At 33.6% G+C, this 14363-nt stretch carries 12 protein-coding genes; 5 read left to right on the top strand and 7 right to left on the bottom strand.

Annotation, left to right across the window (positions count from 1 at the left end):
- Positions 1–68: 68 nt before the first annotated feature.
- From EF513_RS06700 to EF513_RS06690, 3 genes are read right to left on the bottom strand one after another with little or no spacing between them, the layout of a single operon-like run.
- Positions 69–398, bottom strand: a complete 330-nt coding sequence (locus tag EF513_RS06700; RefSeq protein ID WP_125216626.1) for a YbaB/EbfC family nucleoid-associated protein — start codon at positions 396–398, stop codon at positions 69–71.
- 18 nt (positions 399–416) lie between these two features.
- Positions 417–2057 (bottom strand): DNA polymerase III subunit gamma/tau, encoded by a 1641-nt coding sequence (dnaX, locus tag EF513_RS06695; RefSeq protein WP_125216625.1) that lies wholly within the window; start codon positions 2055–2057, stop codon positions 417–419.
- A gap of 1 nt (position 2058) precedes the next feature.
- On the bottom strand, positions 2059–2838 hold the full coding sequence (locus EF513_RS06690; protein WP_125216624.1) for a methyltransferase domain-containing protein: 780 nt from the start codon (positions 2836–2838) through the stop codon (positions 2059–2061).
- Between EF513_RS06690 and EF513_RS06685 the strand changes: the two genes are divergently transcribed.
- Entirely contained in the window at positions 2831–3625 is a 795-nt protein-coding gene (locus tag EF513_RS06685) for a ComF family protein (RefSeq protein WP_125216623.1), read from the top strand. The two genes, EF513_RS06690 and EF513_RS06685, sit on opposite strands and share 8 nt — an antisense overlap.
- Here the strand turns inward: EF513_RS06685 and EF513_RS06680 are convergent.
- The 3 genes from EF513_RS06680 to EF513_RS06670 are packed head-to-tail and all read right to left on the bottom strand — an operon-like array spanning position 3605 to position 4977.
- Positions 3605–4201, bottom strand: coding sequence for a hypothetical protein (locus EF513_RS06680; protein WP_125216622.1), 597 nt, complete (start codon positions 4199–4201; stop codon positions 3605–3607). The two genes, EF513_RS06685 and EF513_RS06680, sit on opposite strands and share 21 nt — an antisense overlap.
- Positions 4185–4667, bottom strand: coding sequence for an SH3 domain-containing protein (locus tag EF513_RS06675; RefSeq protein WP_125216621.1), 483 nt, complete (start codon positions 4665–4667; stop codon positions 4185–4187). Before EF513_RS06675 ends, EF513_RS06680 begins: the two co-directional genes overlap by 17 nt.
- Positions 4660–4977 (bottom strand): FtsB family cell division protein, encoded by a 318-nt coding sequence (locus tag EF513_RS06670; protein ID WP_125216620.1) that lies wholly within the window; start codon positions 4975–4977, stop codon positions 4660–4662. The genes EF513_RS06675 and EF513_RS06670 overlap by 8 nt, the downstream gene beginning before the upstream one ends.
- A 287-nt stretch (positions 4978–5264) precedes the next feature.
- Between EF513_RS06670 and EF513_RS06665 the strand changes: the two genes are divergently transcribed.
- From EF513_RS06665 to EF513_RS06650, 4 genes are all read left to right on the top strand, one after another.
- Positions 5265–6005, top strand: coding sequence for an SDR family NAD(P)-dependent oxidoreductase (locus EF513_RS06665; RefSeq protein WP_125216619.1), 741 nt, complete (start codon positions 5265–5267; stop codon positions 6003–6005).
- Between the two features lie 9 nt (positions 6006–6014).
- On the top strand, positions 6015–6182 hold the full coding sequence (locus tag EF513_RS06660) for a zinc-finger domain-containing protein (RefSeq protein WP_125216618.1): 168 nt from the start codon (positions 6015–6017) through the stop codon (positions 6180–6182).
- A gap of 218 nt (positions 6183–6400) precedes the next feature.
- On the top strand, positions 6401–7519 hold the full coding sequence (mnmA, locus tag EF513_RS06655; RefSeq protein ID WP_125216617.1) for a tRNA 2-thiouridine(34) synthase MnmA: 1119 nt from the start codon (positions 6401–6403) through the stop codon (positions 7517–7519).
- Positions 7520–7768: 249 nt separating this feature from the next.
- Positions 7769–12097 (top strand): autotransporter domain-containing protein, encoded by a 4329-nt coding sequence (locus EF513_RS06650; RefSeq protein WP_164503857.1) that lies wholly within the window; start codon positions 7769–7771, stop codon positions 12095–12097.
- A gap of 14 nt (positions 12098–12111) precedes the next feature.
- On the opposite strand, the gene EF513_RS06645 is transcribed toward EF513_RS06650, so the two are convergent.
- On the bottom strand, positions 12112–14169 hold the full coding sequence (locus EF513_RS06645; protein WP_164503856.1) for a leucine-rich repeat domain-containing protein: 2058 nt from the start codon (positions 14167–14169) through the stop codon (positions 12112–12114).
- Positions 14170–14363: the final 194 nt, after the last annotated feature.

Genomic DNA, 14363 nt, shown 5'->3' with positions numbered 1-14363 from the left:
TTTTTATTATAACAAATTTGAAAATCACTGTGAAGTTTTATATACCAAACTTCACAGCAGCTTAGAAATTAAAAAGGAAATTTCATTCCGCCTGGAAGATTTAATCCACCAAAAGCATCACCACTACTAGATTCAGTTTCTTGATCTAATTTGTTTTTAGCATCATTAAAAGCCGCCACAATTAAATCTTCAAGCATTTCAGTATCATCCTTATCTATTACCTGAGGATCGATATTAATTTTTTTAAGTTGACCATTACCTTGTAATAACACTTTAACCATGCCTGCACCAGCGTGGCCTTCAAATTCTGCTTGATCAAGTTTTTCTTTCATTTCGGTCATCTTTTTTTGCATATCTTGAGCTTGCTTCATAAGCTTATTAATGTTGCCAAAATTCATAATATTATATCCTTTTAATTAATGGGTTGTATTTAAATCTTTAATAGAAATCACTTCAGCATTAGGAAAATTTTTAAATAGCTTTAGTAGTTTAGGATGTTCTTTAATATCTGCTACTTGCTTATAAAAATTAAGCTGCTTTTGCTCATATACTGTTTTATCACCTTGCGCTTCAGAGCACACCACTTGCCAAGGATTCCCAGTATATTCTAGTAATTTTTGTTTAAGCTTACTTATAGTATTGTTATCAAAGTCAGCAGTTATATTAACCTCTAGATATTCATTATGTAAGCTTACTAAGCTTGCATATCTTTCTAACTGGAATGCTATAACCATCTCATTTTTATTTCTTAAATATTGTATAATTTCAAGCAGATTATTAAATTTAACTTGCTCTTTTGCTATACTCTCAAGCTTAGGAGCTAGCATAAAATTCATATTTGCTTGCTTGTTATCTTTAGCTACCAAGTTAACTTGTGAAGTTGTATCCCCTCCTCCTTCCTCGCCGCCATTTAACATATCAATTGAGGTAGGATAAACTTTAACATGGCAAATTCTTATCATTAACACTTCAAGCGCCATTAATTCTTGCGGACAACTTCTTATTTCTTCTAAACCTTTTAGCAACATGCTCCATAATCTGCTAAGCACCGGCACCGATAGTTTTTCAGCTAATAAATTAAGTTTAGTTAATTTTTCTTGAGATAAGAAAAAATTTTGATCAGACAACTTAGTAGATTTTAAAAGCATTAGATAATGCACAAAGCTCATTAACGTTTCAATTAGAAACTTAGTATCACAGCCAAGGTTATGAAAATCACGTAATTTTGCAATCACAGCTTCAATATTAGCTTCTACCAAGCACTGAAATAACTCAAAAATATTATTGTAATCAGCTCTACCAAGTAATTTGATAACTATTTCTTCGGTAACAAGCGTTTGATTAATCGCATAAGATATATTAATTGCTTGATCTAAAATTGATAAACTATCCCTTACTGACCCTTCGCTGCTATGGGCGATAATTTCTAAAGCGGACAGTTCAAAAGCCACCTGCTCTTTATTACATATATTTGATAAATGGCTTGTAAGTTCACCGGTAGTTAATCTTCTTAAATCAAATCTTTGACATCTTGAAAGAATAGTAATTGGCACCTTACGAATTTCGGTAGTTGCAAAAATAAAAATTACTCGTGAAGGTGGTTCTTCTAAGGTTTTAAGCAATGCATTAAAAGCCTTAGTTGAAAGCATATGAACTTCATCAATAATTATAACTTTGTATCTACTACTCACTGGCAAGTATTTAGTAAATTCAATGATATCTTTAACATCTTCAATACTAGTTTTGCTAGCAGCATCCATCTCTAGCACATCTACATGCCTATCTTCTACCACTGATTTACAATGGATACATTCGCCACAAATCTTAATAGTCGGTTGATGATTATCATCATTGCCAATACAGTTAAGGGACTTAGCAATTATTCTTGCAGTAGTAGTTTTTCCTACTCCCCTGATACCGGTAAAAAGATATGCATGATGGATACGATTTGAATCAAAAGCATTTTTAAAAAATGTCACGATTGATTCCTGTCCAACTAAATCATCAAAATTTAAAGGACGATATTTGCGCGCTAAAGCGAGATAGTTTTCAGACATGTTAAGATCTAAAACCTGTAAGAGTTAAAATTTCAAAATTGGCAATAATTTTGCCATCACAAAGCTTACGATAAATTTGTTCTATTTCTAACAGCGAATCTTTGCTAAGTCCATAGTTTTTCATTTTTTTCAGTATATTTGTCTCACCCATACCTTTTAAATCTTTAAAAAGTCCTAAAAGAGAATCATATTCCGCTTGAATTTCAAATGAATCTACTACCGGCATAGCAAATCCCGCCCGCTGAAGCAAGCTTGCCGCTTGAGTTAAATCGACCATAGGAATAATATGCGGACTTACTTGATTATATTTATTTAACTCATATTCGAGCATTGCTTCTTTTAAGATGCTTAATGTGGGATGAGCAAACATAGTACCAATAAAAATACCACCCGGAGTTAAAGCATGCTTAATTTGAACTAACGCTCCAGGCAAATCATTTACAAAATGTAAATTGAGGTTAGAAAGGATTAAATCAATATTTGCAAATGGCAATACTTCATCATCTGTAACTATTTTTGAGATGTTAACACCTGAATTAGCAGAAAGGTTGGATTCTCCATATTCTGTTTCAATTAAATTAAGAACCTTATGGCCCACTAAATTTCTAAAATAGCCTTTTCTGGCTCCGATATCCACACAGATATCAAAAGTTTTTTCAAAATCAAATAACCGATCAATAATATTAAAAGCTACTTCTTTTATTAGGAAATCATATTGATCAAAATTTTTAAGCGCTCTATATCTATGTAAAAAGAAGGACTGACGATTAAAAATGAGCACTAAATTTAAACAATTAAAATTTTATAATTTCTTTATACAAATTTTTTCTAAATTTATCAACCTAACCTTTCCACCCAAATGTCTTTCATGCCAAGAATATACTTTAACAAGCAATGCATTATGCAGTAAGTGTTGGCAAAAAATAGAACATATTGGCAACAACGTATGTGTAATATGCAGCGACTTTATTGATCATTTAACATGGGATGAAGAAAGATTATGCAAACGCTGCAATAAAAATCGGCCTTATTATAACCAAGTAATTGCTTTGTTTTTTTATTCTGATCAGGTTAAAAAGCTGGTTTTAAATTATAAATATAAGGACCATACTTATTTATCTCAGTATTTTAGCAGCCTGCTTTTATCCCGTTTAAAACAACTTAACATCAATAATATAGATGTTATAACTTTTATACCATTGCATATCAGAAGATTATTAACTAGGAAATTCAACCAATCAGGATTAATTGCTCAATATCTTGGCAATAAATTACAATTACCATGTAAATCACTGCTAGTAAGAAAAAAACATACCAAGCCACAAAATCAGCTAAGTTTTTTAGATCGGGAAAAAAATATTTATGATTGCTTTAAGATTAATACAAAATATCAAAATTTAATTAAAAATAAACATATTTTGCTAGTTGATGATGTGATTACTACCGGTAGCACTGTAAGCGAGGCAGCCAAAATTTTAAAAAATCATGGCGCCCAAACAGTAACAATTGTATGTATTGCCCGCACTAATAAATTATCTAAAACAAATTTAACGCAAGAATTTACCTAAATAATTATAAATATTATTATCCGTAATTTTTACAAAATCTTTAAACATCTTTCTAACTAGTTCATCTAAAAGCTTTTGTTTATCAGCTAATGAATCGCCACTATTTAAAGTTTGTTCACCTTTGACTGAAACCTTCATTTCAGCAATGGGTATTACATTATTTACTTCGTATAACTCAAAGTTTACTGCAAGCTTAGCTTTATACTCAACATCTTGAGGTCTACCTAGTTTATTTTTCCATGAAGTGCTGCTTGGCAATTTCTTTTCCGTAATAAACGCATCTATAACTGATAATTTTAAATAATATGGTGAATTATAATTATCGGCAGAGATATTGCTATTTACCCAAGAGCGTAAAGAGCTTTCTAACGAGACTGGAGCTTCATTTGAGATGTCATTTGAATGGCTTGCAGCTTGATTAAAATTAATAACAACTTTTGAAGCATCAAAATTATACTTAGGAAAAGTACTGTTATTAATAGCATTAAACTTGGGTATTTCTATATTACTAGAGCAGCCTACCAATAACAAGGGCATTAACACTATCAACTTTAGCAAGTTATTTATATTCTTCATTTTTATATACACCCCATAAAAAATCTTTTTTAATCCAACCTTGATAATCATTAACATTAATACGGCACCAGTCAAGCTTGCATTTATCAAGTCTAACTCTAACTTTAGATTCAATCTTAACAATTTTATACGAGGTAATATCAGGATTTTTATAAATAATCTGAGTATTAGAAGAGGTAATAATTGCAAATCTTTTACCGGTAAGCATTGATTCATGAACCCAACCTTCTTGGGCCTCAATATCTTTTATTTTTCGCCATTGTTCAAACTCAGCAATTACTTCAATCGGCTCATTTTTTTCAATAAACACCCATTTTATCGGATATCTTACATTAGGTCCTGTTCTAACATTTACATGCCCTGATTTAATGCTCGCAAAACGTGGAACCGGCAAATCTTTTTTGGCTATACTGTTATTAATTATAAAAAAAAAGGCAGATAATATTAAAAAGAGGTTTTTAATCATCTTTTTTGATAATAATAATTTGTTCACGAGGATCAGCAAATCCTAATACATCTCTAATTTGCTGCTCACTTAAATCAATATCTAATGAGGCAGCTTGCATATGATTAACTTTATGCTCGAGTATCATTTTTTCGGCTTTAATTTCATCATATTTATTAGCCAACACATGATATTCATTATACAAACTTTTTAAAGAAACATAACCTAAATTACCAAAGAAGGCATGATAAAAGAAATAGCCTGCCATCATTAATATAACAATGGTCATAAGGTTTATTTTTTGCTCTTCAAATCGTTCAATCAGTAACATTTCTAATTAAGCATTAATACATTAACATATTATACATATCTTTGTTTTGTTATCAATAAAATTTCACTTATACGGGAAAAATATATATTAAAAAGCTGGCAAAGTTTCTTTCATTTAAAATATACAAAAAAATTTTAAATTTTAACTTTAATTTATTATCCTAAGCGCCTGAATTTTCCAGTGTTTTTACAGTATATTAAATCTAAAATCAGTCAATAAACTTTGTTTAAACAAGAAGTTTCAGCAGCAAACATTTAAAGCTTTAGTTTTTATATAAATAGCTTATCATGTTTCTATTAAATAATTTTAAAAATTATATTCAAATTATGCCTAAGGATAAAATAATTTTAGTAACCGGTGCTGCAGGTGGAATTGGTAGAAGCATTTGTAAAAAGCTTGCAATATCTGGTGCTAGATTAATTATTGCTGATAAAAATTTAAAAGAATTAGAAAAAACTGCAAGCTTAATAGAAGAAGTTAACAACTCGTTTGCTCCGATATTAATAAATTTTGATCAAACCAATTTCGATATGATTCCTAGCCTTGCTGAAAATTTATATAAAAAATTTGGCAAATTAGATGGACTAATTCTTAACGCTGCAATGTTAGGTGAATTAATGCCTATCACTCACTACTCCCCTAAATTATGGCACGAAACTTTTAATACCAACCTTCATGCCAATTTTTATTTATTATCTGGTTTAGAATTTCTATTTAAAAACTCATCATCTCCACGGCTAGTGGCTGTCAGTGATTATCGCATAAGAAGCCCTCAAGCCTATTTTGGAGCTTATCAAATTTCTAAACTTGCATTTCAAAGAATGATTGAAATCTATGCATTAGAAGTTACAAACCCAGCATTTAAAGTAAATATTGTAGAAATTAAGCAAGCTGCAACGAACCTTGCAAAGAAAATAGCTCCAGGAATTGATATTAATACTTTACCCCATCCAGATGAATTAACTGATATTTTTATTGAATTAGTCAGTGAGAATTGTCATTATCATAATAATAAAATTGTTATTTAATGGGTTAAGATGTTTAAAGAAGAGCAAGTAAAAAATACCACCTCAAAAGAAATATGGTGCGAAGGTGAAGATGAAGCTATAGGGCATCCAAAAATTTATCTTGAGATAGGTGAAACAAACGAAATAAACTGTCCTTATTGTAGCATGAAATTTATCTATACTGCTGATCCTTATTAGTTATTAGAAAAAACTTACTCTTTTCTACACTAATCAATCAAGAGGTTGGTGAGACAAAAAGATATTTGAGGATGAAGTAACCAAATTGAGCTTAATTTGGCTATCACTTTAGTTTTTTGCTATGTTAATTATTATAAAAATTAATTTGATATTGAAAAATTCAAAAATTTATATTACAAAATACACCAAATCATTTATATTTTTAACTTAATTTTAATATGTTTTATTCTTTCAATTTTAATCTATCTAAATCTCCTCAAGACACTAAAGTAGTAGTTGCTATGTCAGGTGGTGTGGATAGCTCTACAGTAGCTGCATTACTTCATGAACTAGGCTATCAAGTGATTGGTATCACTCTACAATTATACGATTTAGGCATAACTCTTGAAAAAAAAGGGGCATGTTGTGCTGGGCAAGATATTTATGATGCGAAGATGGTGGCTGATACTATAGGTTTCCCTCATTATGTCTTAAATTACGAAAGCCTTTTTAAAGAATCAGTAATTAATGATTTTACCGAAAGTTACTTAAGAGGTGAAACTCCAATTCCTTGTGTTAAATGTAACCAATCAGTCAAATTCCGTGATTTACTTAAAGTGGCTAAAGATTTAGGAGCAGATGCACTTGCTACCGGCCATTATATTCAAAAAGAATATATTAATAACCAACCTAACTTAAAACGTGCTTTAGACCATAGTAAAGACCAAAGTTACTTCTTATTTGCCACCACTAAAGAACAATTGGATTTCACTTATTTTCCATTAGGCCATCTAACAAAAGAGGAAACTAGGATCCATGCTAAAAGATTTAATCTAATTACCGCCGATAAACCTGATAGCCAAGATATTTGCTTTGTTCCTAATGGCGATTATGCAAATGTCATCCGCAAATCACGCCCTGAAGCCTTTAATCCTGGCAATATTGTTGATACTAACGGTAATATTATTGCAAAGCATAATGGTATTGTGAACTATACTATAGGACAAAGAAGAGGTTTAGGCATTGGCGGCAATGAAAGACCATTATATGTAGTAAAGATTGATCCTAACAATAACGAAGTTATTGTGGGCCCAGAGGAATTTTTAAGCAAAACCACCTTTACTATCCGAGATATTAACTGGATTGGTGAGCAAGATTTTGCCAACCAACCAGAATTTAATGCTTTTATTAAATTAAGGTCCACTCATAAAGGCGCATTTGCTAACATTAAGCCAACCAGTGAATTCTCAGCCGAAGTTAAATTATTTTCTCCTGAAAGGGCTATAACTCCTGGGCAGGCGTGTGTTTTCTATGATAACGACTTAGTACTTGGCGGGGGGTGGATTAATCGTAATTAGGTAATATCAATTTAATTTATTTATATAATATATTTAGACCCCTGACTTTTATTAGTATCTATTTTTCAACCTCTTTAAAAAGCTAATTATTTAACTTTTATATTTCAAACACTTATGTTACTATATTATTAATATATTAATTTACTTGAATGATATATATTTACAATGAAGCTGAAGAATAAGCTACTATTGGCCTTAACCGTTGTGTTTTATTTAAACGCAATACCTTCTTCTTTAGCTGCCATCACCATGACTAAAGGTACTCATAACAGCACTTCTGATTTTGGTGGTCAAACCTTAAATACAGCAATAGGCTCATTTACTACTAGCCATACGCTAGCTTTTGATTCAAGCTGGGGAATTACAGATCATTTCTTAATTGATACTACCGGTTATTCGTTCAATGCTAGCTCTGAAGGTAACCAAGCATTTGCTACCCATACTCCTAATACTGCAGCTATCTGGGCTAGGGAAGGTTTTACCAATTGGGGACACATAGGCACTTCTACAGTTCCTTTAAATCATCTGTCACTAGCTGGTACTAATAAATCTTTTAGTCCACAGAGAACTTTAAACCTGGCAACAGATTTAGTATTAGACGGTAGTATGGATACCGGTAATAGCTGCCTTAACTGCCAAGTTCTCTTCGGTCCAGAGAATGGGGCATCAAATTCTTATATGAACAATATAAAAGGAAGAGTGGCTGTAGATGGAACTGCCTTGATTATTAGACAAAATAGTGGGGTTAATTTAGCTCCTTCACAATATGCAATAAATAATTTAGGTGTAACCAACACAACAATAGAAGCAAAGTCATTGGAGATCCGTAGAACAACCGATCCTAATTATGGCTTTTTAAATTTAACAGGTAGCATAAAATTATACGACCAATTACATCTTTGGACATGGATCGCAACTGATCTTAGTCCGAGGCTTACCATTTCTTCCAATTTAACTGCAGGCAGAATAATCAATTCTCATGCAGATAAAGGAAAGATCATTTTTACAGGAGCATCTACAGCCACCATAACCAATGCCATGGGTGCTAAAATAGAACAAGTAAGTATAACCCATAATAGCGGCACTACAACTTTTAACCAAGCGATAAATGCACTATCCGTGGGGATTGATGGTGTTGGTAGGCTTATAATGCAGCAAGGTGCCAATTTAGGTGCAACTGGTACTAATAACGTTAATTTTAGCCAAGACGGTACCGCCGAAATAAGCAATGGTTATAATCTAACCGGCGGAGTTCTGGCTGCAAGTAACAATATCGGCTCATTTATTATGAAAGGCGGCAGTGTTAGTCAAAGCATCGGTAATGCTACTAATAAAATTAAACTATTTGAAGCAGCAGAAAATGGCAATACTACCGTTACCGGAAATTTATATGCAACAAATACTATTATTAAAGCTGATAACAGCTTGATTGTAAACGGAGCAAATATTGAGAGTAACATTACTAGCAATACTGATAATACAGGCACCTTAACCTTAAGCGGAGCTGCTGCCACCACGGTAACTGGTAACATTGGAACAAGTGGGGCTGCTTTAAAAACCGTAACCGGTGGTACAGGGTTTAATACTACCTATGATGGTAATATATTTGCTCAAACTATTAATAGCGGCGCTAATGTTTCCAATTTTAATGGTAATATTAGCGGTAATCTTAATTTTACTGCCGATGGTACGGCCAACATGGCAGGATCTACATTAACAGGAACTGTAACTACTAATACTGCCAATACCGGCGTATTTAATCTAATTGAATCATCTACTATTACCGATAACATAGGGGCTACTAATCGGCTCAAGTTAATCACAACCGGCGCTGTTACTAAAACTAATATATTGAATGGTACAGTAGCCAGCTCTAACATAACTCACGGGTCAGGCACTTCTACTTTTAACAACCATGTTACTATCACGGGTGGTAATATTAGCTTTACGGGTGATGGTATTATTAATCTAAGTGATACTACCATTGATAGCGCTATTGATACTGTTACTATAAGCACTGGTACTCTTAATGTAACAGGTCATGGCACAGTTACCGGCACTATCGGTGCTATTAATGCTTTAAAGCTTATAACCGCAGGAAATGCTACTAAAATTGCTAATTTTAGCAACGCAGTTACTGCAGATACAATAAATATTGACGCAGGTACTGCTAACTTTAATGGTAACGTTACAGGCACCCTGAATTTTAGCGCTGACGGTATCGCCGAAATAAGCAATGGTTATAATCTAACCGGCGGAGTTCTGGCTGCAAGTAACAATATCGGCTCATTTGTTATGAAGGGTGGCAATCTTAGTCAAAGCATCGGTGATGCTACTAACAAAATTAAACTATTTGAAGCAGCAGAAAATGGCAATACTACCGTTACCGGAAATTTATATGCAACAAATACTATTATCAAAGCTGATAACAGCTTGATTGTAAACGGAGCAAATATTGATAGTGACATTACTAGCAATACTGATAATACAGGTACCTTAACCTTAAGCGGAGCTGCCACCACGGTAACTGGTAACATTGGAGCAAGTGGGGCTGCTTTAAAAACCGTAACCGGTGGTACAGGGTTTAATACTACCTATGATGGTAATATATTTGCTCAAACTATTAATAGCGGCGCTAATGTTTCCAATTTTAATGGTAATATTAGCGGTAATCTTAATTTTACTGCCGATGGTACAGCTAATATTGCACCAAGTAAAAATATAGCTGGCATAGTTACTACTACCGATAATAATGCTACTTTGAACTTCTTAGGAGCAACTAACATCAACAATGATATTGCCGCTAACGGGGCTCGACTTAAGCATCTGGAATTAACAGGAGATACAAACCTAAACGCCAATATTTATGCCTATAATACCAATATTACTTCAACTGCCACTTTAAACAGTTTGGGTGCTAGAACTATCGAGAATAATGTGAATTTAAGCGGTAATTTAGCTTTAGGCAGCACCAGTTCTGATCTACTTACTATTGATGGTAATCTAGATGCAGCTAATACTGCCGCGGCTCAAATCAAAAGCTGTATTGGAGCTACAACTACCACCAGCTTAGGTAGGCTTAAAGTGACGGGAGATCTCACTTTAAGAAAGAACGCAACAATCATGATTGATCGTGCTAATCCTAACCTGCTTATCACCGGTAATTATGATTTACTCGAGGTAGATGGTAACGTGCTAGATAATAGCGCTAATAACATTTCTTTAGCTGATCTTAAAAATAATTATATTACCCTCAATAATTTAGGCCAATATATGATCGATGCAGTAACTAAAAATGCTAACATCTATAGCATTACCATTAGCGCTGCCCCTAGTAACTTTACTAGTGTAACTACTAATACTTACTCAGTCAGCTCTTCTGCTCAAATATTAGATAATGTCTATAGCAAATTAATTAGTGATACAGCTTACCGCTCATCCGTTGATAATAGTTTTATTGAAAAAATTGAAATGGCTGCTGCTTATACCGGCGAGGCCTTAAGCAATTTTGTCAATAAAGTTGCTATTAATACTACCGATAGAACCATAGGCGCTATCAAAGATATCAGCACCAACATATTTAATGTAGTTTCTACCAGGCTGGAAAATAATCTTGGTAATAACAATTTTAATATAGCTAACAATTTTATAAGCACTGCTAAATATAACTTCAACAGCCGCTCTTTTGAAGAGGATAGTTTCTTTAGCTCTGCTAAGCTTAGCAGTGCTAATCAATATCTTCAGAATGCAGGAATCTGGGTACAAAGCATTAATCACTATGTTAAGCAAACTGAAAACCATGGTGACAGTGGTTATCGGGAACGGGGTGAGGTAAAAATATTTGGTTATGACCGCAATGTTAATGAACATACTTTATTAGGTATCGCCATAGCTACCAGCAGAACCAACACTCACTTTAAAAATCTCAAACTAGGCGATAAGCTTTATACCAGGGCCAATCAAATGAATCTTTACGGCTCTCATTTAACAGATAAAGTTAAACTTGATTTAGTAGCTTCTTATGGTTATGCCGTCGCTGAAACCTTAACCCAAAAGCCATTTAATGAAATAGCCAAAGGCAAATATAGAGTGAAAAATTATGCACTGAGCGGCAAAGCAAGCTTTATTGCGTACAGCCGTAATGATTATAAGTTGATGCCAAGCTTAGGCATAAACTACCAACTGCTTGACCAACCGGCTTACAGTGAAACAGCTAGCAGCTTTGGCAGAAGTTATGATAAAAAAACTACCGATATAGGTGCAGTAACTTTAGGCACTAAATTACAGCTTAGCAAATATCAAACCAACAGCTTAGATCTAATTCCATCTATTAACCTGGCCTATAAACGTGATCTTACCAGCACTCAATCTAGCAGCACTTCATACCTTACCAATGCCGGTGAATTGTTTAAAGAAACCCTAAGATCTGCTAAGACTGCTAAAGATACTTATACCATCGCCGCTTCTTTAGATATTCATGATCGTCATAATCTTAAGTTTAACCTTACCACCTCTACTGATCTTAAAAATAAATACCGTAACTCTTCCCTTATCCTTAAACTTAGATATGAGTTTTAGCGCATTTTATGTGGCTAACTATTATAGCCTATAAAAATTCTAGCTTGAGTAGTAAGTTTTGATACAAAGCCCTTATTCTGCTCTATACCTTGGCTCAATATCGGAATAGAAGGAGTAAGGAAACTCAGCTTATTCTCGATAGATTTAAAAATATTAGCTTTATGGTTACTCGATAAATAGCAAACAACCGCAATACAAGCGCCTAAGCCAACTATTCCCAGCATTATCTTTAAAGCAGTTTGAGCAACCGGATGATTATAGATGGTTTTTACTCGTTCTGAAAGCTTGGTAGGTAATAGTTTGCTTACCTGTGTTGCTTCAGTTTGTCTTTGGCGCTCTGCTTCTTGCTGCTGTAACGCTTGCTGTTGCTCTGCTTGTAGCTGTAATTCTGTTTCAGCTTGTCTTTGGTGCTCTGCTTCTTGCTGCTGTAAAATTTGCTGATGTTGTTGCTCTGCTTGTAGCTGTAATTCTGCTTCAGTTTGTCTTTGGCGCTCTGCTTCTTGCTGCTGTAAAATTTGATGTTGTTCTTTTCTCGCTTGCTCGAAAGCTCGCCGCTCAGCATAAGCGGTACGTTCATCATGACCAGTAAAAGTAACGATAATTTTACAATTTGCTACTTTACCAATAGCCTCACCTAATATTCTTGCTCCCTCTTCTCCTATCAGATTATAGCCTAAATCAAAGCTACATATGTTGTTAGTGTTAGCATGGGGTAGTACCGCAGCTAAGGCGCTAGCACCATCCTTTCCTATCAGGTTACCATAGAAATCAATGGTTTGTAAGTTAGTACACTGAGACAACACTCGTGCTAAAGCACTAACACCAGCTACTCCTATGTTGTTATTACTTAGCGTAAAGCTATGTAACTTATTAATACGAGATAGAACTGCTGCTAAATATATAGCACCCTTATCTCCTATCAGATTACCATGTAAAGATAAGATATATAACTTAGTATGGGGCAGCACTGCTGCTAAAGCACTAGCACCTTCATCTCCTATCTTGTTACCAGATAAATAAAGATTATGTAAGTTACCACACTGAGGCAGCACATCCGCTAACGCTCTAGCGCCACCTACTCTTAGGTCGTTATCACCTAAATTAATGGTATGTACATTAGTACGAGGCAGTACTTTTGCTAAAGCTATAACACCCTCTGCTAAAGTTATCGTACCATCTTCTCCTATATTGTTATTACTTAAATCAAGGCTATGTATGTTAGTATCAGGCAGCACTGCTGCTAAAGCTGTAGCGCCCCCCGCTCCTATGTTGTTTCTACTTAATTTAAGGCTATGTATGTTAGTATGTGGCAGTGCTCCTGCTAAAGCTGTAGTGCCATCTGCTCCTATGTTGTTTCTACTTAAATCAAGGCTATGTATATTAGTACTGGGCAACACTTCTGCTAAAGCTTTGGCATCCTCTGCTTCCATTCCATTATAAATTAGATTCAATGATTGTAAATTGCTACATTGAGGTAAAATTGAAATCAGCTGTAACACATTCCGTTTCCATTCATACTGATTAAAATTATTATTAAAATCATTTCTATCAAGCATTTGTACTATTCTAGCTAGGCTATCAGCAAAGTTAACATCTTGGTTAATTGCATTAATTATTGAACTAATATTCTTATAGGTAACCTCAATATTTATTTTAAAGTTCGGATATAATTTAACCAATAAAGATTGTAGTTTCTTAGTAACCTCCTCTTGAAAAATAATATTTCCATCAAAAATAGCCTTTATATTTGCTAAATCTGCATCCTGAGCAACTTCACCTTTTATCAGCTGGTCCCAAATTTTTTTGATTAAATCTTTTTTTTGTCGCTTTTCAGCTTGCCCAATGTCCAATGCATTGATTGATTGAATAATATCAGTTTTAATAGCTGCAAGGTCAAATACTTCTAAGTTACTTATTTTAATAGGTCTAATAGTTTCAGTATATTTATATCCTGTTCCTTGCTGAAATAAAGAATTTTTCAAAGCAATATTATTAATCAATTCCTTCTGATCAAAATAGCTAAAAATATGATGGGCAAATATCTCTTTCGGTACTTCAGTAATATGGCTCATAGCAAGCTCTCCTAATTCATTATTAATACAAAATAACATTATCATAAAGTTAAAAATAGTAAAGTAACTGGCGGATATTAAAACGTTTAGCTAAGCATTGATCTTGCACATTCAACGCTTTATTTGATTATAGATTACAAAATAAAAAGGCCGGAGATTATCCGGCCCAAATATCATAATTCTGATTTATTAAC

Source organism: Rickettsiales endosymbiont of Stachyamoeba lipophora (genome assembly GCF_003932735.1).
In the GTDB taxonomy this organism is placed as follows: domain Bacteria; phylum Pseudomonadota; class Alphaproteobacteria; order Rickettsiales; family 33-17; genus RICK01.
This window is presented reverse-complemented; position numbering and strand designations above follow the sequence as displayed.